This is a genomic window from Microlunatus sp. GCM10028923, assembly GCF_042666975.1.
Taxonomy (GTDB): domain Bacteria; phylum Actinomycetota; class Actinomycetes; order Propionibacteriales; family Propionibacteriaceae; genus Microlunatus.
This window is the reverse complement of the sequence record NZ_JBHTFF010000010.1, coordinates 227050-249359: the sequence shown is the minus strand read 5'-3', so window position 1 is coordinate 249359 and position 22310 is coordinate 227050. Positions and strand designations below refer to the sequence as shown.

At 71.0% G+C, this 22310-nt stretch carries 22 protein-coding genes; 9 read left to right on the top strand and 13 right to left on the bottom strand.

Going from position 1 to position 22310, the window contains the following annotated elements; all coding sequences use genetic code 11:
- The 3 genes from ACFQU4_RS24215 to ACFQU4_RS24205 are packed head-to-tail and all read right to left on the bottom strand — an operon-like array spanning window position 1 to window position 1683.
- Window positions 1–312 (bottom strand): hypothetical protein, encoded by a 312-nt coding sequence (locus ACFQU4_RS24215; protein WP_377496852.1) that lies wholly within the window; start codon window positions 310–312, stop codon window positions 1–3.
- Complete coding sequence (locus tag ACFQU4_RS24210) at window positions 305–1069, bottom strand: hypothetical protein (RefSeq protein ID WP_377496850.1); 765 nt, start codon at window positions 1067–1069, stop codon at window positions 305–307. The genes ACFQU4_RS24215 and ACFQU4_RS24210 overlap by 8 nt, the downstream gene beginning before the upstream one ends.
- Window positions 1070–1071: 2 nt before the next feature.
- Window positions 1072–1683: a hypothetical protein gene (locus tag ACFQU4_RS24205; protein WP_377496848.1), complete on the bottom strand. Its 612-nt coding sequence runs from the start codon at window positions 1681–1683 to the stop codon at window positions 1072–1074.
- Window positions 1684–1801: 118 nt separating this feature from the next.
- Between ACFQU4_RS24205 and ACFQU4_RS24200 the strand changes: the two genes are divergently transcribed.
- Both ACFQU4_RS24200 and ACFQU4_RS24195 read left to right on the top strand, forming a co-directional pair.
- On the top strand, window positions 1802–2410 hold the full coding sequence (locus ACFQU4_RS24200) for a ClpP family protease (RefSeq protein WP_377496846.1): 609 nt from the start codon (window positions 1802–1804) through the stop codon (window positions 2408–2410).
- Window positions 2411–2412: 2 nt separating this feature from the next.
- Entirely contained in the window at window positions 2413–3024 is a 612-nt protein-coding gene (locus tag ACFQU4_RS24195) for a ClpP family protease (protein ID WP_377496951.1), read from the top strand.
- On the opposite strand, the gene ACFQU4_RS24190 is transcribed toward ACFQU4_RS24195, so the two are convergent.
- From ACFQU4_RS24190 to ACFQU4_RS24165, 6 genes are all read right to left on the bottom strand, one after another.
- Window positions 3021–3446, bottom strand: coding sequence for a helix-turn-helix domain-containing protein (locus ACFQU4_RS24190; protein WP_377496844.1), 426 nt, complete (start codon window positions 3444–3446; stop codon window positions 3021–3023). The two genes, ACFQU4_RS24195 and ACFQU4_RS24190, sit on opposite strands and share 4 nt — an antisense overlap.
- 63 nt (window positions 3447–3509) lie before the next feature.
- The gene (locus tag ACFQU4_RS24185) at window positions 3510–3977 is read right to left on the bottom strand and encodes a hypothetical protein (RefSeq protein WP_377496842.1); all 468 of its coding nucleotides are present in this window, start codon (window positions 3975–3977) and stop codon (window positions 3510–3512) included.
- A gap of 50 nt (window positions 3978–4027) precedes the next feature.
- On the bottom strand, window positions 4028–4249 hold the full coding sequence (locus ACFQU4_RS24180; protein WP_377496840.1) for a hypothetical protein: 222 nt from the start codon (window positions 4247–4249) through the stop codon (window positions 4028–4030).
- Between the two features lie 189 nt (window positions 4250–4438).
- Window positions 4439–4972, bottom strand: coding sequence for a DUF6886 family protein (locus tag ACFQU4_RS24175; RefSeq protein ID WP_377496838.1), 534 nt, complete (start codon window positions 4970–4972; stop codon window positions 4439–4441).
- Between the two features lie 76 nt (window positions 4973–5048).
- Window positions 5049–6692: a DUF6297 family protein gene (locus ACFQU4_RS24170; RefSeq protein ID WP_377496836.1), complete on the bottom strand. Its 1644-nt coding sequence runs from the start codon at window positions 6690–6692 to the stop codon at window positions 5049–5051.
- On the bottom strand, window positions 6692–7333 hold the full coding sequence (locus ACFQU4_RS24165; RefSeq protein ID WP_377496834.1) for an ATP-binding cassette domain-containing protein: 642 nt from the start codon (window positions 7331–7333) through the stop codon (window positions 6692–6694). Before ACFQU4_RS24165 ends, ACFQU4_RS24170 begins: the two co-directional genes overlap by 1 nt.
- Before the next feature lie 102 nt (window positions 7334–7435).
- Here ACFQU4_RS24165 and ACFQU4_RS24160 point away from each other — a divergent pair, with 102 nt between their 5' ends.
- The 3 genes from ACFQU4_RS24160 (at window position 7436) to ACFQU4_RS24150 (ending at window position 10644) form a co-directional block, all read left to right on the top strand.
- The gene (locus ACFQU4_RS24160) at window positions 7436–8137 is read left to right on the top strand and encodes a demethylmenaquinone methyltransferase (RefSeq protein ID WP_377496832.1); all 702 of its coding nucleotides are present in this window, start codon (window positions 7436–7438) and stop codon (window positions 8135–8137) included.
- Between the two features lie 9 nt (window positions 8138–8146).
- On the top strand, window positions 8147–9904 hold the full coding sequence (locus tag ACFQU4_RS24155; protein ID WP_377496830.1) for a TM0106 family RecB-like putative nuclease: 1758 nt from the start codon (window positions 8147–8149) through the stop codon (window positions 9902–9904).
- A 344-nt stretch (window positions 9905–10248) separates the two neighbouring features.
- Window positions 10249–10644 (top strand): hypothetical protein, encoded by a 396-nt coding sequence (locus ACFQU4_RS24150; RefSeq protein WP_377496828.1) that lies wholly within the window; start codon window positions 10249–10251, stop codon window positions 10642–10644.
- A 192-nt stretch (window positions 10645–10836) separates the two neighbouring features.
- Here the strand turns inward: ACFQU4_RS24150 and menD are convergent, their stop codons facing one another.
- Both menD and ACFQU4_RS24140 read right to left on the bottom strand, forming a co-directional pair.
- The gene (menD, locus tag ACFQU4_RS24145) at window positions 10837–12465 is read right to left on the bottom strand and encodes a 2-succinyl-5-enolpyruvyl-6-hydroxy-3-cyclohexene-1-carboxylic-acid synthase (RefSeq protein ID WP_377496826.1); all 1629 of its coding nucleotides are present in this window, start codon (window positions 12463–12465) and stop codon (window positions 10837–10839) included.
- Window positions 12462–13421 (bottom strand): o-succinylbenzoate synthase, encoded by a 960-nt coding sequence (locus tag ACFQU4_RS24140; protein WP_377496824.1) that lies wholly within the window; start codon window positions 13419–13421, stop codon window positions 12462–12464. Before ACFQU4_RS24140 ends, menD begins: the two co-directional genes overlap by 4 nt.
- Window positions 13422–13569: 148 nt before the next feature.
- Here ACFQU4_RS24140 and ACFQU4_RS24135 point away from each other — a divergent pair, with 148 nt between their 5' ends.
- The 4 genes from ACFQU4_RS24135 (at window position 13570) to ACFQU4_RS24120 (ending at window position 20182) form a co-directional block, all read left to right on the top strand.
- Window positions 13570–14976, top strand: a complete 1407-nt coding sequence (locus ACFQU4_RS24135) for a PhoX family protein (protein ID WP_377496822.1) — start codon at window positions 13570–13572, stop codon at window positions 14974–14976.
- Window positions 14977–15009: 33 nt separating this feature from the next.
- Window positions 15010–16125 carry an AMP-binding protein gene (locus ACFQU4_RS24130; RefSeq protein WP_377496820.1) on the top strand — a complete coding sequence of 372 codons (1116 nt, stop codon included), beginning with the start codon at window positions 15010–15012 and terminating at the stop codon, window positions 16123–16125.
- Window positions 16126–16135: 10 nt separating this feature from the next.
- Window positions 16136–17038, top strand: coding sequence for a 1,4-dihydroxy-2-naphthoate polyprenyltransferase (locus tag ACFQU4_RS24125; protein ID WP_377496818.1), 903 nt, complete (start codon window positions 16136–16138; stop codon window positions 17036–17038).
- An 87-nt stretch (window positions 17039–17125) separates the two neighbouring features.
- Window positions 17126–20182, top strand: a complete 3057-nt coding sequence (locus ACFQU4_RS24120) for a CDP-glycerol glycerophosphotransferase family protein (protein WP_377496816.1) — start codon at window positions 17126–17128, stop codon at window positions 20180–20182.
- Window positions 20183–20455: 273 nt separating this feature from the next.
- Here the strand turns inward: ACFQU4_RS24120 and ACFQU4_RS24115 are convergent, their stop codons facing one another.
- Both ACFQU4_RS24115 and ACFQU4_RS24110 read right to left on the bottom strand, forming a co-directional pair.
- Window positions 20456–21109 (bottom strand): hypothetical protein, encoded by a 654-nt coding sequence (locus tag ACFQU4_RS24115; RefSeq protein ID WP_377496814.1) that lies wholly within the window; start codon window positions 21107–21109, stop codon window positions 20456–20458.
- A gap of 55 nt (window positions 21110–21164) precedes the next feature.
- Entirely contained in the window at window positions 21165–22310 is a 1146-nt protein-coding gene (locus ACFQU4_RS24110; protein WP_377496812.1) for a glycosyltransferase, read from the bottom strand.

Here is a 22310-nt window from a genome sequence, read left to right as displayed (position 1 = left end):
TCAGAACCAGGGCGGGTCCGGGGGTGTTTCTGCGTTCTCGAACAGATAGTCATAGGCAGCGTGGAGATAGCTGTAGAGCTCGACCTCGGTATCGAAGTCAAGATCGCTCATCATGCAGAACTCGCGCAGCGTGAGCCGCCTGTTGTCCACGAGGTCGCGGAAATCCGCACGGAGCTTCAACAAGGCTGCTTCGCCTCTTCTGGGCAGTCCCCTACGCACGTCTTCCAACGATCCCGCCACCTCGGCAGAGAAGGCGATGCTGACGAAGGACTTCAGGCTCGGATCCATCGCGTACGGTTCTGCATCAACCATTTCGACCCCTTTCCGGATCGGGATACATCGTTGTCAAATTGAGTGCGCCATCGTCAGACTCCACGTAGAAACTCTTGATCGTGCAGTCCGTGAAGTCCACGGATTTGAACCTGGGTTTTCCGTCGTTGTCCTCAGGCTGATTCGGATCCTGGTAGAACCCGTCGAACAGATCGTTGGGATGTTGCCCCGGGAACAGATCCGAGGCTCGGGCTTCCTGGTTGAGCTCTCCGGTATCCACGGCTCGACGACGCAGTTCCTCGTCTGCTCGACAGTAGTCGGCAGGATCGTTGAACTTGCAGGCATAGGGACCGCAGAAGTGGAGTCCGCCATTCATGGCATCGGTCGGTGTGCCGGTCTCGGGATCGATCTGACTTCCTCGCTGCTTCTTCACGTGACCGTCAGGTCGGTACATGACGTCCCCGTTCTCATCATGGGCGGCCGTACCGAGACGTCCCTTTCGTCCATCGTCGGTGATCTCCACGTGGCGTTGCGGTCCATGCCCCTCGTTCTTGAGTTCATCGATCTGAGTGCCGGTCGTCTCCGAATCGTCCCATTTGTCACGTTCGGGCGCCTCGGCGTCGTCGGGCGGATCCAGATTCCGCCGCGGATGCTGCTCGTTGTCGGCACGCACCTCGGCCGCCGCCTCGGCGAAGATCCGGGCCCGCTGCTCCTGACTCGGTGGCGGCGGCAGCGTGATCTGATCCAGGCCGCCAGCGGCGTCGGTCTGTTCCGGTTTATCGCGTTCCGAACGTTCCATCGTCACCACCGCCCAGCCAACTGTTCGGTCACCCAAGCGCAGCCGCGAAGATCCTCGACGGCCGCCACCATCCGCTCTGGCCAGCCGGGCTCGCCGTGCGAGCACCCGACAGCCGTCTCCAGCCGGGACGGACGGTCGGCGCCGAAGACTAGGGCACGCAAGTCACGTTCGGACCTCGGCACGCTCCAGGTCCCCACTTCCTCGGGACCGCAGTCCGTGCCGTTGTACGACACCAGGCCCTTCATGGCGTCGTTGACGTGGGCGGCCAGGGCCTTGGCACTGAGCTGCCGAGCGAACGCCGGAATCCGAGCCCGCGCGGCGGCATCCACCGCATGGGAGAACGTGCACTCCCGATGCCGGGACCCGAAACGATGGAGCGCATCGAGCAGCCAGGTCGCCGGGACCGGCATCGGTTGGCCCAGCAGGTGGCTCAGCACGCTCAACTCGGCCCACACGATGAGGACGGGCTCTTGATCAAGTTCGCGCTCGGCGTACCGGATCTCGCGCAGGGTGCACGGACGTTTCCGGCACTCCGGGCCACAGGTCGCGCTGCGCGGCCTCACCAGGGACGCGGCCGAGGCCAGCGCCGAGCCGGCGCCCTGCTCCGTGGTCATCCCGTCCTCCGTTCCGCAGCCGACCTCAGAATACGGGACTCTGCCCTCAGCTAAACGATCTTGGGCAGCGGCCTCGGGTCGGTCAGGGTTGGTCACACCACGAAAGGCAGGAGTGATCATGACCGCAACCCAGACCGAACGGCCGCAGCCGTTCGGTGACCATCTCAACGCTCGGCTGCTGGAGCAGCGGATCATCGTGCTCGGCGTCGAGGTCGACGACGCGATCGCGAACCAGATCTGTGCCCAGCTGCTGCTCCTGTCGGCGCAGGACCCGCGCCGCGACATCACCATCTACATCAATTCGCCGGGCGGTTCGGTCAGCGCCGGGCTGGCCATGTACGACACGATCCAGATGATCCCGAACGACGTCAGCACGCTGGCGATGGGACTGGCCGGCAGCATGGCGCAGATCCTGCTCTGCACCGGCACCAAGGGAAAGCGGTACGCCCTGCCGCACGCGCAGATCCTGATGCACCAGGGTTCGGCCGGCTTCGGCGGCACCGCCGCGGACATCGAGATCTACGCCCGCCAGCTGGACCGCACCTCGCAGGTGATCAACCAGTTGATCTCCGACCACACCGGTCAGCCGGTGCGCAAGGTCATCGAGGACAGCCAGCGGGACCGCTGGTTCAGCGCCGACGAGGCGCTGGCGTACGGGATGATCGACAAGATCATCCACCGCGTCGAGGACGTACGGCCCGCGTCGGCCGGGAAGGTCGGTTTGTGATCATGGGGCAGTACACGATTCCCACCGTGGTGGAGCGGACGCCGACCGGCGAGCGCGCCTTCGACATCTATTCCCGGTTGCTCAACGAGCGGATCATCTTCCTCGGCACCGAGATCGACGACGGCGTGGCCAACGTGATCATCGCGCAGTTGCTGCACCTGGACTCCGAGAGCGCCGGCCTCGACATCAACCTGCACATCAACTCACCGGGCGGTTCGTACACCGCCATGATGGCGATCTACGACACCATGCAGTTCGTCCGGTCCGACGTGGCCACCTTCTGCATGGGCCAGGCCGGTGCCGCCGCTGCCGTCCTGCTGGCGGCCGGGACCCGCGGCAAGCGGGCGGTGCTGCGGCACAGCAAGGTGCTGCTGCAGCAGCCGTCCGGCGGAGCCCGCGGCACCCTGCCCGATCTCGCCGTACAGGCCAAGGAGATGGCCAAGCTGCGGGAGGAGATCGAGGAGGTGATGGCCGAGCACACCGGGCATCCGGCGGACAAGATCAGGATCGACAGCGACCGGGACCGCGTGTTCGGCGCCGAGGAGGCCGTCGCGTACGGCCTGGCCGATCAGGTGGTGACCACCCGGAAGGTGCTGGAGCCGGCCTACAGCTAGGCGGCGAGGCAGGTGATGTCGCCGCGGCCGGACTGGCGCGGGGCGAGCGGTCGGGCGATCTCGAGCGGCCGCTCGTCCGTCGCCGGCAGATCGTGCAGCCGGCGCCGGGCCCGCCGCCTGCGGGACCCGATCGGCACGACGACCCGAGAGGTCCGGAGCTCGACCAGTTCCCGCCCGACCATGGCGACCAGGTCCACCAACTCGATCCGGAGCGCGTCGCAGACCGCGCCGAGCACCTCCGACGACGGTTCCTTGCGGCCCCGCTCGATCTCGGAGAGGTACGGCACCGAGACGCCGGCCGTCTCCGCGACGTCGGCCAGCGTGCGGCCCTGCCGCTGCCGGGTCCGGCGGAGCGCGGCGCCGATCAGCGACCGCAGCAAGGGGTCCTTGGCCTTCGGCTGATCGATCTCGTCGGCGCGCATGCGCCCAAACTAACCCGGCCCGAGAAATTCAGTCGCTGTGGTTCGCTGCCGGCTGAACCGCCGTCAGCCCTGGTCCTCCGCATTCTCGGACTCTGCTTCACCCGGTTCCGCTTCGGACGCTTCCTCGACCCGGGTATAGCCCGCACTGTGCGCCGCGACCCCCAGGATGATGCTGACCAGGACGATGACCCCCGCGATCCAGGACATGTGCCAGAACCCGGCCGCCAGGCCGATCAGGCTGGCCAGCACGGCGAGCGACCTGATCACCTCCACGAACCTGGAGTTGCTGGGCCGGCCGCGGAACTTCTCCTGCTCGGTGATCAAGATCAGCGCAGCCAGCAGCGGCACCGCGGCGGCGAACGCGAACACACAGATCGTGGCCGACAGTCCGTCCAGCCCGGTGGTCAGGAACGGTTGCACCATGATGAGTGCGACCCCGACCAGACCGCCGTACATCAGGTTGTTCTGACGGATCCCCTCGCGCAGCTCACGCTGTCCCAGGCGCTGCCACCAACGGGTGTCGTCTTCCATGGCTCAGCACAGTAGTCGGCCGACGATGGCTCGGTCCGGAACGGGCAGATTCACGGCGTGAGCATCCAGAGCTGCTCGCACGGCAACGGCGCGAGTCCCTGGCCGGCTTGATCGTCAATGGTCACCCGAACGCCGGGGAATCGACTCCCGACGGCTTGGGCGTACTGCTCCGCGGCGGACGGGGCAGCTCGATAGGTCCGAAGGATGTGCGGCCCGAACCACAACTGCACCCGGTGCTCGGCCGACTCCACGGTGTCCGGCGGGAGCCTCATGACAGGCTCCGAGAAAAGTATGCGACAGCCATGATGATCACTGGATCCTCCCCGATGCCCGGCTCCAGTAGCCGGACGTGAACAATTCAGTCCAACCAACGATTCATCCGTGTTGATTATGTGCAGCGGGGCCTTCAGGACGTCGGCGGCATTGCTGCCGAACGGGACCAAGATCAGCGCAGGGTTCCCTCAAGACCGGGCGTTACGCAGCCGGATTCCGCTGAAGCCGAGCGTGCTGGTGATCACCGCGGCCCAGAAGTCCGACAGCGTGGGCAGCACCCGAAGCTGGATCCCGGCCCGCTCGTGCAAGGCGAGCAGGTCGCCGACGGGCTCCGCCGGACCGAGCGGTACGACCTCGGACTCGGTCACCACGGCCGGCGGCTCGTCGGTCTCGTCGGCCGGGCGGAAGCCGGCCGGGTCGAACCGGTAGACGTACAGCTCGACGGTCCGGATCGCCTCCAGCCAGCCGAACTCGACCGCGTGCACCCGGCTCCCGCCGCCCGGCCCGATGATCTTCGCGACGTCGTCGGGGTCGCTGTCCGGCCGGGCCCAGGCCATCGCCCGCGGGCACTGCCGCGGGAACCAGTAGTCGTGCGTCCGGTGCGCGGGCACCGCCCACACGTACGCGCCCTTGACCTGCGCGGTCTTCGCGACGTGCGGCGCGAAACGGGTGATCGTCGGGTCCTCGGAGAAGTGATAGACGGCATCCTCGGTGAACTCCACCGCGGCAGCCTAGGACGAGTTGATCAACGACACGCCCGTCGCTCCGCTCGCCCCGGAGCCGGCTCCGGCGTGTCGGTCAGCGCTTGCGCTGCTTCTGCTGCGACGCCGCCGCCTCGCGCCTGCGCTTCTGCTCGTCGAGCATCCGCTGCTGCTCCTGCTGTTGCTGGCGCAACTGGTCGGCGTCCACCGAGATCAACAGGAACAGCGCGACGATGCCGGCGATCGCGATCGACCAGAACGGCGAACCGCCCAGCAGCATCGGGAACGTCACCAGGACACAGATGTCGAAGCCGGCGATGATCTTGGTGGTCAGCCCCGGCGGGAACGCGCCGGCTTGGGTGGCGACCATCGGGGCGGCGAAGTTGACCGGCTTGGACTGGGTCCAGCGCACCGCGCCGAGCAGGCCGGCCGCACCGGTGGCCAGCGCCATCAGGAACGCATCGAAGATCGACCGCTGCTCGGCTCCCTCACCGAAGCCGACGAACGCGGCCGTGATCGCCAGCGCCCAGACCAGGGCGACGCCGGCCGGGATCGCGATCGTGGCGAGTTTGATCTTGCTCGTCGGGTACGGCAGGCAGCGAGCCAGTCCACCGGTCCGGGTCAGCACCCGCAGGCCCCCGAGCAGCGGGATCAGCGCCGCGAACAGGGCGATACCGCCGATCACCGGAGCGATCCGGCTCAGCCCGAGGGCGTCCGCCGCGTACGGAATCGCGACCGTGGCCAGCACCACCAGCAGCGGCTGCGGGAACCGCCAGAGCCGCTGCCACTCCCGCCAGGTCAACGCCTGCAGCCCGATGCCCTTGCCCCGCTTCGGCCTCACGTGACCGATCTCGACCGCCCGTTGCTCGACCACGATGTCGCGGACCAGGCCGACGTCGAGCGCGAAGAACGCACCGGAGATGCCGCCGGCCAGGGCACCGCCGCTGGTCAGCCGGGACCGCCGGATCCGGCGCAGCCGGGTGACCGCGAGCCCGAGGCCGATCACGAAGATCAACAACCCGGCCGCCATGACGGCCAGCGCGATCTCCAGCGACCGGTCCGGCCCGAGATCGATCGAGAACCAGTTGGCGGCGACCGCGATCACGCCGCCGAGGGCCGCGACACCGACCCAGGCGAAGAGGTACGTCAGCAGCCGTACCCAGAGCCGACGCTCGACGCCCTGCTCGGCCGCCGCGAACGTCACCGCGGCCATCGCCGCGACGCCCGTCGCCCCGGTCCAGGCCAGCACCGCCGGCAGCCCGGACCCGGTCAGGGCGGCAACCAGAGCACCGACTGCCGCGCCGCCGATCAAGGCGATCACCAGGGCCGAAGCCAGCCGCGAGGTGAGCAGCCGCCGCCGGTCCACCGGCGCGTCCAGCAGCCAGAAGCCCTCCGCCGCCGAGGCCAGCACCGGGCCGAACAGCCGGCTCGCGGTCAGCGCCACGGCGACCGACAGCGCCAGCGAACCCCAGGGCAGCACGGCCCGCGCGGACAGGCAGGAGTCGCTGGCGCACTGGGCGACCACCTGCTGCGCGCTGATGATCACGTTGACGATCATGGCGCCGACCATGGCCAGGCCGAGGATCGCGATGTAGGCGTCGTGCAGCGCCTCGCCCAGCTTCTTGGTGGCCCGGCCGGTCCGCCAGTCCTTGATCATCAGCTTCAGCTCGCGCGCGGACGCGGGCTGAAGGTCGGGCATCTGGTACGGAGTGAAGTCCTCCGCGCCGTCCGTGGAGCTCATCAGCGATTGATCCCGAGCTCGACCACCCGGGTCGCCACGGTCTCCACCAGCGACGGCTCGTGGCTGGCGAACACGATCGCCAGCCCCTTCTTCCGTTCGTTCTTCAGCCGCTCGGCCAGCCATCGCACGCCCTCGGTGTCCAGCCGCTGCTCCGGCTCGTCCATGATCAACAGCTTGCGCGGCCGTACGAAAGCGGTGGCCAGGGCCAGCCGCCGGCGCTGACCGGACGACAGGGTGCCGGGCAACTGGCCGGACTGCGGCACCAGCTGCACCTCCTCCAGCACCTCGTCCACCACCGACTCGGTGTCCTCGATGCCGTGCGCCCGGGCCAGCAGGTCCAGGTGCTCGACCACGCTCAGGTCCGGGAAGAAGTCGAGGTCGTCGATCACGGTGGCGACGTCGCGGCGGATCTGCGGCGAGGTCTCCGACATCGGCGTACCGTCCACCTCGATGGTGCCCTCGTCCGGCTTGTCGGCACCGACCAGGCAGCGCAGCAGGGTCGACTTGCCCGAACCGTTCCGCCCGGTCAGCGCGACCGCCTCGCCACCGTGCACCTCGATGCTGAACTTGTCCAAGATCGTGGTCGGGCCGTAGGCACGTTTCAGCCCGGAGACCTTGAGCACGGTGGGTCGCTTCGCCATGGCGTCGATTCTGGCGCACTCCCGGCGGATCGACCGCCCGACCCCCTGACACCGGCGTCGGGGTCGCGGACGAATGTCGGACCGGGATGGCAGGCTGGGCCCATGTCCGAGCACCCAGCCCGCGCGACCCTCGCCAAAAGGCGCGCCGACGTCTCCGCCATGTTCGACCGGGTCGCGGAACGGTACGACCTGGCCAACGACGTCATCTCGCTCGGGCAGGACCGGGCCTGGCGCAAGGCCGTCGTCGAGGCGGTCCGGCCCCGGCCCGGGATGCGGATCCTCGATCTCGCGGCGGGCACCGGCACCTCCAGCCAGACCTTCGCGGATGAGGGCGCGTTGGTGTTCCCGACCGATCTCTCGCTCGGCATGCTCACCGTCGGCAAGCGGCGGCTGCCCGGACTCGGCTTCGTCGCCGGCGACGCCCTGCAGCTGCCGTACGTGGACGACGCCTTCGACGCGGTCACGATCTCGTTCGGGCTGCGCAACGTCGAGCACACCGAGGCGGCGCTGGTCGAGCTGCGCCGGGTCACCCGGCCCGGCGGCCGGCTGGTGATCTGCGAGTTCTCGACGCCGACCTGGGCGCCGTTCCGGCTGGTGTACCGCAACTACCTGCTGGCCGCGCTGCCCCGGATGGCCGACCTCGTGTCCAGCAATCCCGCGGCCTACCGCTACCTGGCCGAGTCGATCCTCGACTGGCCCGACCAGCCGGGGCTGGCCGACCTGATCGCGTCCGCCGGCTGGACCGGCGTCGAGTGGCGCAACCTCAGCAGCGGGATCGTCGCGCTGCACCGGGCGACGGCCTGAGGCGGCGTTATGGCTGGCGACGTCATGCTCGGGTCCTACGCGGCCCGCAGCTGCGCGGTCAAGACCCACAACGCGTTCGACCGGACGGTCCCGCACCCGGGGGCGGAGCCGGACGACTCGCTGGCCGAGCTGTTCGACGGCGGGCTGACGTACCAGAGCGAGGTGCTGGACCGGCTGCTGCACGCCTGCGCCGAGCCGGTGCTCGATCTGCGCGAGCTGGCCGACCATCCGGGCGAGATCAGGACCGGCGCCTGCGCCGAAGCGGTCGCGGCGGGGCTGCCGGTGATCATGGGCCCGACGCTGCCGCCGGACGCCGACGGTCGCCGGCTGGGCAATCCGGACCTGCTGGTCCGCGGTGCCGACCGGTCCGACGGCCGGCCCGGCTACCACCCGGTCGAGGTGAAGTGGCACAAGATCATCGAGCGGCTCCGGCACCGGGAGGAGCCGGTCGCCGAGCTGCCGTACACGGAATTGATCAAGCCCGGCCCGCAGCACCGGACCATGATCAGCGGGTACGGGCCTCGGGTCGCCAGCCGGGAAGCCGACTTCCTGCAACTGGCGCACTACTGGCGGATGCTGGAGCAGCTCGGCTGGTCGGCCGACGAGCCGACCGTCGCCGTGATCGGCACCGATGATCATCCGGAGCGGGCCGGCGAGGGTCCGGTGCTGACCTGGCTCCGGCTGGACCGGCCGGTCGTGCGGACCTTCTCCCGCAGCCAGCCCGAGGGCTGGCGGCTGCGCACGCTGCTGGAGCGGTACGACCACGAGTTCGCGTTCCGGCTCGCCGTGGCCGACACGGCCGACCGGCGGCGCGGCGCGACGGACGACCCGGCGCCGCTGGTGCTGCCGATCGTGGTCGACGAGTGTGCCCGGTGCCAGTGGTGGGACCGCTGCCGCCCGCAACTGCACCAGGACGACGTCAGCCTGCGGGTGGACAAGGGCCGGCTCGACGTCCGCGAGATCGCCACCCTGCGGCGGAACGGGGTCTTCACGATCACCGACCTCGTCGATGCCGACCTCGAGGAACTGCTGGAGCGCTACCTGCCCGAGGTGCAGCACCGGGCCGGTGCCGAGAGCCGGCTCCGCACCGCGGTGCGACGGGCGTACCTGATCGCCAGCGGCATTCCGTTGGAGCGGGTCACCGAAGGCACGATCGACCTGCCGCCGGCCGCACTCGAGATCGACTTCGACATCGAGACGACCGCCGGCGGGCTGGTCTACCTGTGGGGCTTCCTGATCAACGACGGCGGCCGGCCTCGCTACCAGGCCTTCTCCACCTTCACCGACCTTGATCACGAAGCGGAGCAGGCGCTGGCCGTGCAGGCGCTCGGCTGGCTCCATGATCAACTCGCGGCGGCGGAGACCACGCTGATCTACCACTACAGCGGCTTCGAGCTGGCCGCCATCGAGCGGCTGGCCAAGGGCACCGACGATCCGGTCCTGACCTGGGCCCGCGGCCTGGCCCGGACGAAGCAGGAACGGGTCCGCGAGGAGCGGACCGGTTTCGTCGATCTGCTCGACGTGGTCAAGGAGCACTTCTTCGGCGCCGACGGCCTCGGCCTCAAGGTCGTCGCCCGCGCCGGCGCCGGCTTCGCCTGGCGCGATGAGGACCCGGGCGGCCTCAACTCCCAGCTCTGGTTCGCCGAAGCCGTCTCCGGTGAGACCGCCGACCAGCGCACCTCGGCCCGGCAACGGGTGCTCGACTACAACGAGGACGACGTCCGGGCCACCGCCGCGGTCCGCTCCTGGCTCCGCGCCCAACCCTGACCCCGCTCCAAGCCGAGCGCGCGGCGCGCCGGAGATCCGCCGTCGGCAGCCGCGACCGTTCCTCTCACGCGCGACCGTTGCTGCGGTCGCGGATCGGAGCGACAGTCGCGGATGGTGTGAGAGGTCCGCGATCGAGATTGCGCGATCGCACGCGGCCGGGCGGGCCCCGCGCCTAGCCTGGTTGGGTGAGGTGGGTCCTCGTCGTCGTGGTCCTGGGCTGCGTCGCGGCGTGCACCGCGGCGCCGCCGGACTTTGAGCGGCCGCCAGGGCCGGCGCCGAGCCGCGGTTCACCGTCAGTCCAGCCGTTGATCACCGGAGAGTGCCCCGCCGACGGGACTGGGTTGGTGCCGCCCTTCGAACAGGCCGAGGTCTACGCCGGGTCGCTCCCGCAGGTCGGGTTCCGGCCGACGGACGTGGTTCGCTGCGTCGTCGCGGATTCGGCCACCCAGCGCGACGACGGGAGCATGATCTACCGGATCTCGCAGGAGACCGGAACGCTGACCACGGAACTGGTGCAGCGGTTGCGGTGGCCGGACTCCGCCCCACCCACCCGGCCGAACGCGGCCTGCGACGCCAGCGCCAGGCCGATCCTGTACCTGCTGCTGGTCGACACCACCGGACGCGGCTATCGCCCGCGGATCCCGCTCGACTGGTGCGGTGAGCCGCGGCCCGAGGTGACGCAGGCCGTGCAGGCCGTTGAGTGGCGGACCACCGGGACCTACGAGGTGACGCGGTCGTGACGGACGGGACGGTCGCGGAATCCACGCCCGAGGAGCGACCTCCAACGGCCCGTACCTGCCGCTGAAGCTCGTGCCCGGCCGACCCATCCCCCTCCGGTCGCGCACTTCCTCCCTGCCATCGACCGGGTAAAGCGCAGCGACACGCCGTCAAAACGCCTGCTGTTGTGCCCGGTCGGCGGAGGGGGTGGGGGGTTAGAGGTTTGTGGTGAGTTGTTGGAGTTGGGCGTTCAGGGTTCGGCGGTGCCGGCGGTCGATGGTGGCTTCGACGACCTCGATGCCGAGCGGGGGTTCGGCGAGGACGTCGGACAGTTCCTGCTCGTTCTGGACCCGGTGGAAGTGAGCGCCGAGGCCGCCGGCGAGGCGTTCCAGGTCGACGGTGTGGGCGGTGCCGAAGATCCGTTCGAAGGCGCGCAGATGGGACGGGGCGCCGTACTCGAGGGTGGCGAAGATGCTGCCGCCGTTGTCGTTCGCGACGATCACGCGCAGGTCGGGGCGGGGCTCCTCGGGGCCGATGATCAAGCCGCCCAGGTCGTGCAGGAAGGTGAGGTCGCCGAGCAGGGCGTGGGTGGGGCGGCCGATCGCCAGCGCGATGCCGGCGGCGGTCGAGGCCGAGCCGTCGATGCCGGCCAGTCCCCGGTTCGCGTACGTGACGGGCGGCACGGCCGAGATCGGAGCAAGATCAAGATCGCGGACCGGGTTGGACGAACCGGTGAACAGCGTGTCCTGACCGCCCAGCGCGGCCCAGACGGTCCGGGCCAGTCCCGGTCCGGTGAAGTCGGGATCGTCGGCCAGCCTCCGGTCGATCAGGGCGGCCAGCCGTTGATCATGATCACGCCAGCGGTCCAGCCAGGCCGGGTCGCTCGGCTCCGGCGCCACCGCGGCGACCACCCGGGTCGCGCCGACGCCGGCGTCGTCCCACCGGGCGTACGGCGTCACGGCGATGATCTCCACGTCGTCCCGGGCCAGCAGCCGGCTCACCGGCCGGGACAGGGTCGGGTGCCCGATCACGATCACGCGTTCGATCTCGTCGGCCAGCTCGGTGGTCAGCAGCAGCCGGTAGAACGCGATCGCCGCAGCACCGCGACGGGCATTGCTGGACGGCTCGGCGAACAGCGGCAGCCGGGACTGTTCCGCCATCGCCGCGGCTCGCGCCCCGGTCTCCGGATCCGTGTCGCCGGCGATGATCACCGTCTGCGGGCCGGCCGGCACCGGCGCCGGCTCGACGGTCCGGGCCGGCGACTCGATGATCACCGGCGGCCGGGTGTTGATCGCGACGGGCGTCGGGGTCAACGGGTCGCTGAAGGCGATGTTGAGGTGTACCGGTCCCGGGTCCGCGGTCCGTTCGCCGGTCGCCGCGACGACCAGCCGGGCGGTGTGGAACTGCCAATGCCGTACGTCGCCGCGATGATCATCGAACTGGGCCGAGGCCACCACATGATCAGCGAACAGGCTGCGCTGCTCCGTGGTCTGGTTCGCTCCGGTGCCGATCAGGAACCCCGGCCGGTCCGCCGTGATCATGATCAACGGGATCCGGCTGTGCGCGGCCTCCAGCACCGCCGGATGCAGGTTCGCCACCGCGGTGCCCGAGGTGGTGATCACCGCGACCGGCTCGCCGCTCGCCTTGGCCAGCCCGAGGGCGGTGAAGCCCGCGCTGCGCTCGTCGGTCCGGATGTGCAGCCGCAGCAGGTCGATCCGGTCCGCCTCGAAGATCTCGTACGCCAGCGGAGCACTCCGCGATCCGGGCGCGACGACGATCTCCCGTACCCCGCGCGAGATCAACTCCTCGATCACCGTACGAGCGCACTGGGTGGCATCGGTCATCGCGAGTTCTCCCGGTCCAGCAGCCGCGTCTGCATGAGCCGAGCCTGCCAGAACGCGTGCTCCTCCGGGGCGGCGGCCAGCCGATCCAGCCGGCCGGGCTCGGGTTTCAGGTCGGACACCGGCAACCAACCGCCCTCCGCCACCAGCGACTCCGGCACAAGATCATCGCCGAGCAGCGGCACGGTGTTCAGCCCGCAGGCGTACGGCAGCTCGGGCAGCGCCGCCGCCAGCGCCACCCCGGCCCGGATCCCGAGCGAGGTCTCCAGCGCGCTGGACACCACCACCGGCAGCCCGATCCGCTCCGCGATCTCCAGCGCCGCCCGGACCCCGCCGAGTGGCTGCACCTTCAGGACCGCGATGTCCGCCGCCGCCAGCTCGACCACCCGGTACGGGTCCTCGGCCCGCCGGATCGACTCGTCGGCGGCGATCAGGATCCCCGTTCCGCGCAAGGACCGGCGCAGCTCGGCGAGCTCCTCGACGGTCCGGCACGGCTGCTCGGCGTACTCCAACCCGAACCGGTCCAGCTCCCTCAGCGCGGCACCGGCCGCCGCGACCGACCAGCCGCCGTTGGCGTCGACCCGGATCCGGCCAGCCGGCCCGAGCGCGTCCCGGACCGCCTCGACCCGGGCCAGGTCGTCGGCCAGCGTCTGGCCGGCCTCGGCCACCTTCACCTTCGCGGTACGGCAGCCCGACCCGGCCGCGATCGCCCGGGCCCGCTCCGGCCCGACCGCCGGCACCGTCGCGTTGACCTCGATCCGGTCCCGGACCGGCTTCGGCCAACCGACGTTGGCGGACTCGTCCGCGGCGCGCAGCCAGGGCACCAGCTCGGCGCCGTCGTAATCCAGGAACGGGCTCCACTCGGCCCACCCCGCCGGGCCCTGCCAGACCATCCCGTACCGGGTGTCGATGCCGCGGAACCGGACCCTCATCGGGATGCGATAGGTGATCGGCTGCACCCGACCAGTCTCGCCTGTGCCGGTCGACGAGCTGCGCCAACCCGTTCGCCACTGTTCGACCAGGCTTCCGCCGGAAGGTCTCGCGGGTGTCGTGGAGCCGTCCCTAGGTTCGAAAGGTCCAGGGACGAGAACTTCGAGGAGACGCACGATGCCCGACCCCCAATCCCCTTCCCAGCCCGGCGCCGACACCGACGGCACCGGCCGGCGCCGGTTCCTGCGCGGCGGCCTCGCCACGGCGGCCTCGCTGGTCGCGCTCGGTCCGCTCGAGGCGCTCGGCGCCCGGACCGCCGGCGCGGCGCCGATGACCAAGCACGCGGTCGGCCCCGACTACGGGCCGCTGAGCCCGGTCAAGGACCACACCACCGGCCTGGAGCTGCTCCAGCTGCCGAAGGGCTTCGAGTACCTGTCCTTCGGCTGGACCGGTGACGAGATGTCCGACGGCAGCCCGACTCCGGGCATGCACGACGGGATGGCCGCCTTCCACCGCCGCGACGACAAGATCGCGATCGTCCGCAACCACGAGGTCGGCAGCTTCACCGGGGCGTTCGCCGACCCGGCCTACGACCGGAACGCGGGCGGCGGCACCACGACGTTGACCTTCGACCCGAGTGCCGGCAAGTTCACCGAGGCCCGGGCCAGTCTGTCCGGCACGATCCGCAACTGCGCCGGCGGCCCGACCCCCGGTGGCAGCTGGCTGACCTGCGAGGAGACCACGGCGGTCGGCGCCGACGGCACTCGGCACGGGTACGTCTTCGAGGTGCCGCACCACAAGGCCGGCGACCCGCGGCCGATCAAGGAGATGGGCCGCTACAGCCACGAAGCCGTCGCGGTGCACCCGCGGACCGGAGTTGTCTACCTCACCGAGGACGACACCCCCGCCGGCTTCTACCGCTTCCTGCCCAAGCGCCGGCACGACCTCGCGGCCGGCGGCAAGCTACAGATGATGGTGATCAAGACCGACGACGGCTCCTCGTACAGCACCTATGCCGATCCCACCGGCACCGAGTACGAGACCTCCTGGGTCACGATCGACAACCCGGACTACGCGCCCGGCGAGGTACGGCCCGCGCTGCAGGGCCAGGCCAAGGGCGCGGCCGTGTTCCGCCGACTCGAGGGCGCCTGGTGGGGCAACGACCGGGTCTATCTCGTGTCGACCAGCGGCGGGCCGAAGGGCCAGGGCCAGGTCTTCGAGTACGACCCGGCCGAGGAGCGGATGCGCGTCCTGTTCGCGTCGCCCGACGCGACCGTCCTGAACAACCCGGACAACATCTGCGTCAGCCCGCGCGGCGGCATCGTCCTCTGCGAGGACGGCGACTCCGGCGAGTACCTGCACGGCCTGACCACCGACGGCGAGATCTTCCCGTTCGCGCTGAATCAGGTGGTGATCCCGGAGGGCGGCGTACCGGGGAAGAAGGTGGCGCCGGGCAACTACGGCGGCTCGGAGTGGTGTGGCTCGACGTTCGAGCCGGAGGGCGGCAAGTGGCTGTTCGCCAACGTCCAGTCCCCCGGGATCACGTTCGCGATCACCGGACCGTGGAAGGACGGCTCCCTCTGAGCGGTACGGGAGCGCCGCTGGGAGACTGGCGGGGTGCTGACCGTTGAACCGACCCCGGAGGCGTTGACCCCGGTGCTGGCGGCGGCGCTGGCCGGCGGTGAGCCGGTCGCGCCGCTGCCGCTCGACCCGGCCGAACGGGACGCGACGCTGGCGATGCTCCAGCCGGAGCAGCCGATCGAGCAGCCGGGCATCGCCGCGGTGCTCGGCACGTCCGGGTCGACCGGGCGGCCGAAGGGGGTGCTGCTGTCGGCGGCGGCCATGATCGCGTCCGCCGAGGCGACCCATGATCGACTCGGTGGGCCGGGAGCCTGGACGCTGGCGTTGCCGGCGCACTACGTCGCCGGACTGATGGTGTTGGTACGGGGCGTGCTGGCCGGCCGCCCGGTCTCCGTGACCAGCGGTGATCTTGCCGATCTCACCGCACCCTCCGGCGGCGGCCGGCACTACCTGTCGCTGGTGCCGACCCAGCTGGCCCGGGCACTGAACGATCCCGTGATCACCGCGGCGCTCGGCGGCTTCGACATGATCATGATCGGCGGCGCGCCGGCCGCGGCGGACCTGCTCGCCGCGGCCCGGGAGGCCGGGCTCTCCGTGATCACCACGTACGGGATGAGCGAGACCTGCGGCGGCTGCGTCTACGACCGCGAACCGTTGCCCGGCGTCACCATCGGACTCCGGCCGGAGGACGACCGGATCGAGATCACCGGGCCGATGGTGTTCTCCGGCTACCGGCTGCGGCCCGATCTGACCGAGCCGTCGCTCCGCACGAACGGCGAGACGCGGACCTTGGTCACCGCCGACCGGGGCCGCTGGGACCATGATCGACTTCAGGTGCTGGGCCGGATCGACGACGTCGTGATCACCGGCGGCCACAACGTCGATCTTGCCGAGCTGGAGCGGCTGGCCCGGCAGGCACCCGCGGCCGCCGGCGCCGAGCTGGCGATCATCGGCGTCCCGGACGACGTCTGGGGAACCATGATCATCGCCGTCGCCGACCGACCGGTCGACCTTGATCGACTTCGGGCCGATCTGGCCATCGACCTGCCCGCCCACGGGCTGCCCCGCCGGTTGCTCGACCTGCCCGCGCTGCCCCGGACCAGCAGCGGCAAGATCGACCGGCAGCGACTGGTCCGGCTGGCGACTGGGTAGCGTGAGGCAGGTGACCGAGGACGTGACCACGGCGACCCCGCGGCAATGGCTGGCCGGGGCGCGACCGCAAACCCTGCCCGCGGCGATCACCCCGGTGATCGTCGGCTCCGCACTGGCGCACGCCGCCGGCGGCTTCGCCCTGCTGCCCGCGCTGCTGGCGCTGCTGGTCGCGCTGGCCCTGCAGATCGGGGTCAACTACGCCAACGACTACTCCGACGGCATCCGCGGGACCGACAAGGACCGGGTCGGCCCGCTCCGCCTGGTCGGCTCCGGCCTGGCCCGGCCGAAGGCGGTCCGGACCGCCGCGTTCGTCAGCTTCGGCGTCGCGGCCGTCGCCGGGCTGGTGCTGGTCGTGCTGTCCGGGCAGTGGTGGCTGATCGCGGTCGGCGCGGCGTCGATCCTGGCCGCCTGGTACTACACCGGCGGCAAGCGCCCGTACGGCTATCTCGGCCTCGGCGAGCTCTTCGTGTTCGTCTTCTTCGGCCTGGTCGCCGCCTGCGGCACCACGCTGGTCCAACTCGGCTGGAGCAGCCCGGCGTCCCTGGTCGGCGCGGCCGCGGTCGGCTGCTGGACCACCGCCATCCTGGTCGCCAACAACCTGCGCGATCTGGTCGGTGACCAGGCCTCCGGCAAGCTCACCCTTGCCGTCCGGATCGGTGACCGGGCCACCCGGCTGCTCTACGCCGGTCTGATCGGCGCCGCCGCGGTCGGCCTGATCGTGGTCGCCGCGCTGACCAACTGGTGGGCGCTGCTGGCCCTGGCCGGGGTCGCTTTGCTGGTCCCGTCGGTGCTCGCGGTGCTCCGCGGCGCGGCCGGCCGGGATCTGATCGGGGTCCTGAAGACCACCGGCCGGACCGAGGTCCTCGCCGCGCTGGGACTGGCCGTCGGCCTGATCGTCGCCGGGCTCACCTAGCGGGAGGACCCCTTGCGTCGCACGCTGAGGGCGGGCCGAATCGGCTAGGCTCCCAGAATTCGTCCGGCGCACTTTGGGAGGCAAGGAGTGCTGATTGCGGTCGCGGGCGCGCCCGCTTCCGCGCCCGGAGTCTCGGACCGGCTGCGGGGCCAGTGCGCCGCTCTACCGGTACGGGCCCGCGCCCGCACCGCCGAGCTGCCCGACGTGGACCCGGCCGGCCTGCTGACCGGCCTTGCCGAACTGGCCGACGAGGCTGCGGCCAACGGCGAGCCGTTCGCGGTCTGCGCCGCCGACCTGCTGGTCTCCGACACTCCGCTGCTGCAACTGCTGGACGACCCCCGCGACGGTTCGCGGGCCCTGGTCGGACCGCTCGAGCCGGCCGCCGACGCCGCTCCCGTCGCCTCCGCCCTCCGGATCGTCCGCGGCCAGCTCGTCGGCGTTGCGTCGGCACGGCACCAACTGTCCGAGGCGACCAACGAGTTCCTCGGGCTGCTCGTACTGCGGCCGGCCGACCTGCCGGCCGCGGCCACGGCCTGGCGGGCCGCCGCCGCCCTGCTCGTCGAACGCGGCTGGACCGACCTGGACCCGGTGCAGACGGCGCTGCTCGCCCTGGTCCGCTCCGGTACGGCGCTCACCGCGGTCCCGGTCGACGGCTATCTCGGCGCCCGCGGCGCGAACGCCACCCCGGAGCTGCTCGGCCGGATCGAAGGACTGAACGAGGCCGACATCGCGTGGCGGCGGGCCTCCCGGCCGGGTGACGGCGTCTGGTCGACGTTCGTCCTGCGGCCGATCTCGCGGCGGCTGAGCCGGTGGTCGGTCGGCGTCGGGCTGACCCCCAACGCGCTGACCTTGATCAGCCTGGTGATCGCGTTCGGTGCCTGCGCCATGATCGCGTTCGGCCCACTGCCGGCGGTGATCATCGCCGCCGTCCTGCTCCAGTTCTCCTTGATCATCGACTGCTCCGACGGCGAGGTGGCCCGGTCCACCCGGTCCTACACCGCGTTCGGCGCCTGGGCCGACCTGACCTCGGACCGGGTCAAGGAGTACCTGGCGCTGGCCGCCCTCGCCGTCTGTGCGGTACGAGGCGACGGCGACGCCTGGCTGCTGGCGGTGGCCGCGCTCGGCCTGCAGACCGTACGGCATCTGCAGGACTACTCCTTCGCCGACACCGTGCTGATCTGGTGGCGCCGGCCGCGGCCCGACCTGCGCCCCCTCGCCGAGACCGGCCCGATCAGCCGCAAGTCCGGCCCGAGCGACGCGGTGGCCCGGATCATCGGCACCCCCACCGGCCCGGTGCACTGGATCAAGCAGGCCCTGCACGCGCAGATCGGGGAACGCTGGCTGGTGCTCACGGTCGGCCTGATCGTCGGCGGCCCGGTCGCCGCCCTGATCGCGTACCTGGTGCTGGTGGGGATCGCCGAACTCTGGACGCTGACCGGCTGGTTCCTGCGTACGGTCACCCGGCGGGACCGGGCCGCGCTGCCCGAGTCCGCCGCCGTGCTGCTGGCCCGGCTGCGCGACGACGGTGTCCTGGTCAAGGTGCTGGCCGGGCGGCCGCGGCGGCCGCTGGCCTGGCTGCTGCCGCCGTTCCTGACCGGGCTGGAGGGGCTGACCGTCCTGATCACGACCGCCTTGGTCGCGCCCTCGGCGTTGTGGCTCGGCTTCGCCTGGCTGGCGGTCGTCGCGGCGCGCCGGTACGACCTGTTCTACCGGCACCGCACCGGGCGGCACCCGCTGCCGTACCTGCTGTCGGTGCTCGGCGGCGGCTGGCCGGTCCGGATCCCCGTCCTGATCATCGGCGCGCTGAGCGGGCCGACCGGTCACACCTGGCTGCTCGGCATCGGCGCCGCCTGGCTGGCCCTGGTCGTGGTGCCGGAGAGCCTCGGCTCCGCCATGGCCTCGCTCCGGCCCGCCGGCCGCGACTACGGAGACCAGCCGCCGCTGACCGGCCCGGCCCGGCTGCGGCTGGCGAAGTCGGTGCTGCGTCGCGCCGTCTCGGTGCCGGTGAGCCGGCTGCTGATGCTGCTCCGGGCGCCGCGCCGGCAGGCCCTGGTCGGCGGGCTGCCGGACACCGAGGAGAACTCGCTGGTCACGGCGATCGGCCTGACCCGGCGGTACGGCGGCCGGGTGTTTCTGGTCGCCAACGACGTCGAGGTGGTGACCCGGCAACTGCGCCGGGTGGCCGAACTGCTCGGGGACGGCGAGGCCGCGGACCGGGTCACCGTGATCAACAAGGCCGGCCTCAGCACGTACCTGATCTTCGTCGACAGCGAACTCGTCCTCTACACGCACGGGCTGTACGACTCGCCGCGGCCGGTCCGGCGCCGGCTGCACGTCAATCTCTGGCACGGCACCGGGCCGAAGTGGAACGCCAACGCCAACTTCGCCCAGCGGATCGGCGCGCAGGCCCACTCGGCGTCCAGCCCGTTGTGGGGACTGGAGGCGATCAAGGCCCTGTCGATGCGCCCGGAAACCGTTCTGGTGACAGGAAATCCGCGGCAGGACGTGATCACCGCCGCGACCGACCGGACCGCCGTGGCCGGGCTCGGTGTCGATCCCGAGCGGCCGTACGTGCTCTGGCTGCCGACCTTCCGCCGCTCCACCGCGGCCGGACTGGTCGGTCTCGCCGAGGGCGAATCCCTGACCCCGGCGGCGGCCGCCGCGTTCATGGCGGCGGCCGACCGGGCCGGCGTGCAGTTGATCATCAAGCCGCACCGGCTGGACGCCGACCGGCTCGGCGAACTCGGCCTGACGGTGATCACCGACGCCGACCTCACCACCGCCGGAGTGACCCTCTATCAGCTGATCGGCCTGGCCGACGGACTGCTGTCGGACTACTCGAGCGTCTGGGTCGACTACCTGGACACCGGCCGCTCGATCGGCCTGTACCTCCCCGACCTGGCCAGCTACACCACTGGCCGCGGCCTGAACCTCCCCCAGCTCGGCGACGTCGCCGGCGAGTTGATCATCACCGAGGACACCGCAGCCGAGTTCTTCTCCGCGGTAGCCGACGACAAATGTTTCGCCGAGGACGCCCAACTCCGCCTCCGCCGCCGCCTCGCCATGATCACCCCGCCAAGCTCCCGTACCGACGCAATGCTCGACGACCTGCGAACCCTGGCCCCGTATCTGCCGCTGGACTGATCCAGAGCATGTCCCCGACCGTGCATGTGAAGAGTCAGAACTGGCCTACCTCGACCCCGGCCAAGAAACCGACTACTCCGACGGCAAGGTGATCGTCGCCGACCTCGACCGCGCGGCCACCGACCCCGAGTCCTTGGTCGACGACCTGCTCATCCTCAACGAGGCACTCGAAGCTGCCAGCCACGCCAACTCCGCGGACTGACCGAGATCCAGCGCACGTCACCCGATTGCGCCCGTCTGCCCTCAGTTTCGACCGAGTCCGCTGGAATTCGGTCAACGTGGCAGCCGCAGGGTCGCGTTCTCCAGGGTGGTGTAGAGGTCGCTCTCGGTGAAGTCGGGCCGATCCTCCTCGCCGAGATAGACGTCCAGGTGCTTGGCCCCGCCGAGCCCGGGTGTGAACTCGTCGTCGATGATCCAGGTCGGCTGCCGCAGCCTGGCGCAGACCTCGTCGGTGACCTCGGCGTCGCCGCAGCCGACGATCTCCACCCGGCTGCCGCGGGGCAGGACGTCGGCGTCGGTCGCCGCGGAGCCGTACGGACGCAGGGCGTCGCCGTAGGAGTTGCGGGCCTCGGTGTCGAGCCAGTAGCCGACGCCGTGCGACCAGTTCAGGTAGCGGCCCGCGTACTCGCCGCTGGTGATCCGGCCGGTGCCCTCGTCCTTGACGGCGGTGACGAAGTCGCGCGGATAGCGGCCGAGCGGGTCGTCGCCGTTCTCGCAGTCGAGCACCGGACAGCCGGTCACCGCGATCGGCTCGCCGTCGTGGAACGACTCGACCGCGGTGTAGTAGACCGTGACCTCCCACCCCGGCTGGACCACGCCCGACTCGACGGCGGCCGGCGCCGGGCGCGGATCCGGGGTTCCGGCGCAACCCAACAGGAAGAGCCCGGCGGCGATCACCGTGACGACACGAACGAGCCTGCGGGACATCGGCCTCCTTCGCTCCAGGTACGGACGAGGAGGCACCATCCTGCCGGGGCCGGGGTCAGCTGACCTCGTCGTAGATGCGTTCCAGGGCCGGCGTGCAGCGGCGGATGTCGAACTTCTCCAGAACGTGAGCGCGGCCCTGCCGCCCGAGCCGCTCGGCGTACGCGTCGTCGGTGAGCACGGTCTCCAACCGGTTCGACAGCGCGGCGACGTCCTTCTCCGGCGCGAGCAGGCCGGTGACGCCGTCGTCGACGGCCTCTCGCAACGGCCCGTGGGCGTACGAGACGACGGGCGCACCGTGCAGCCCGGCCTCCAGGAACGTCATCCCGAGACCCTCCGCGTCGCCGTCCGGCCCGGTTCGGGACGGCCCGCAGAACACCCGGGCCCGGTCCAGCGCAGCCGCCACCACGTCCGAACCGACGAAGCCGCGCAGTTCCACCGACAGGCCGAGCGATTCGGCCTGACGACGGATCTCGCCGGCCAGCGGCCCGTCCCCCAGGATCGTGATCGGCGTGCGCCGCAATTCTCCGGGCAGCCGGTCGACGGCCTCCAGCAGATCGAGCACGCCCTTCTTGGGCACCAGTCGCCCGACGAAGACGATCCCGCGCCGGTCCTGCCACGGCGGGAACGGCGACCGCTCGTCGAGGTCGCGGACGTCGATCCCCATGTAGTGCACGGTGACCCGGTCCTCCGGCGCACCGAGCCCGATCAGCCGGTCCGCGATGAACTCCGAGACCGCGATCAACCGGTCGGCGTACGCGAACAACCGGCGCAGCCGGCGCCGGTACTCCCGGCCCCGCCCCATCGACAGCCGCGGCACCCGGGTCACGTCGTACCCGTGGAAGGTCGCCACCATCGGCAGCCCGGCCCGCTTCGCCACCGGCAGCGCCCGGATCGCGGACGGCCCGAAGTGCGCGTGCAGGACCTGGGCCTCGGCCTCCATCAGGAAATTGACGAACCGCCGCTCCCAGCCGACGGTGCCGAACACCTCGCCGCGCAACTTCTGCACCGTCGACGCCCCCGTGAACGGCGCGTAGTCGGCCGGCACCAGCGGCTCCGGCAACTGCTGCAACCCGACCCGGACTGCCTGCCACCGGGTCATCGCCGCGATCTGATCCCGGATGAACGTCTCCGACCCCGGCAGCCAGACGTCCCGCCAGACCGCGACGGTCGGTCGGTCGGAGGCGGGAGCAGGGCCAGGCAT

Excerpts from the sequence above, each read along its gene's own strand:
- ACFQU4_RS24185 (WP_377496842.1), bottom strand. The coding sequence starts at position 3,977 with ATGGAAGACGACACCCGTTGGTGGCAGCGCCTGGGACAGCGTGAGCTG.
- ACFQU4_RS24170 (WP_377496836.1), bottom strand. The coding sequence starts at position 6,692 with ATGAGCTCCACGGACGGCGCGGAGGACTTCACTCCGTACCAGATGCCC.
- ACFQU4_RS24190 (WP_377496844.1), bottom strand. The coding sequence starts at position 3,446 with ATGCGCGCCGACGAGATCGATCAGCCGAAGGCCAAGGACCCCTTGCTG.
- ACFQU4_RS24195 (WP_377496951.1), top strand. The coding sequence starts at position 2,413 with ATGGGGCAGTACACGATTCCCACCGTGGTGGAGCGGACGCCGACCGGC.
- ACFQU4_RS24135 (WP_377496822.1), top strand. The coding sequence starts at position 13,570 with ATGCCCGACCCCCAATCCCCTTCCCAGCCCGGCGCCGACACCGACGGC.
- ACFQU4_RS24215 (WP_377496852.1), bottom strand. The coding sequence starts at position 312 with ATGGTTGATGCAGAACCGTACGCGATGGATCCGAGCCTGAAGTCCTTC.
- ACFQU4_RS24115 (WP_377496814.1), bottom strand. The coding sequence starts at position 21,109 with ATGTCCCGCAGGCTCGTTCGTGTCGTCACGGTGATCGCCGCCGGGCTC.
- ACFQU4_RS24210 (WP_377496850.1), bottom strand. The coding sequence starts at position 1,069 with ATGGAACGTTCGGAACGCGATAAACCGGAACAGACCGACGCCGCTGGC.
- ACFQU4_RS24110 (WP_377496812.1), bottom strand. The coding sequence starts at position 22,310 with ATGCCTGGCCCTGCTCCCGCCTCCGACCGACCGACCGTCGCGGTCTGG.
- ACFQU4_RS24180 (WP_377496840.1), bottom strand. The coding sequence starts at position 4,249 with ATGAGGCTCCCGCCGGACACCGTGGAGTCGGCCGAGCACCGGGTGCAG.
- menD (WP_377496826.1), bottom strand. The coding sequence starts at position 12,465 with ATGACCGATGCCACCCAGTGCGCTCGTACGGTGATCGAGGAGTTGATC.
- ACFQU4_RS24155 (WP_377496830.1), top strand. The coding sequence starts at position 8,147 with ATGGCTGGCGACGTCATGCTCGGGTCCTACGCGGCCCGCAGCTGCGCG.
- ACFQU4_RS24205 (WP_377496848.1), bottom strand. The coding sequence starts at position 1,683 with ATGACCACGGAGCAGGGCGCCGGCTCGGCGCTGGCCTCGGCCGCGTCC.
- ACFQU4_RS24165 (WP_377496834.1), bottom strand. The coding sequence starts at position 7,333 with ATGGCGAAGCGACCCACCGTGCTCAAGGTCTCCGGGCTGAAACGTGCC.
- ACFQU4_RS24160 (WP_377496832.1), top strand. The coding sequence starts at position 7,436 with ATGTCCGAGCACCCAGCCCGCGCGACCCTCGCCAAAAGGCGCGCCGAC.
- ACFQU4_RS24200 (WP_377496846.1), top strand. The coding sequence starts at position 1,802 with ATGACCGCAACCCAGACCGAACGGCCGCAGCCGTTCGGTGACCATCTC.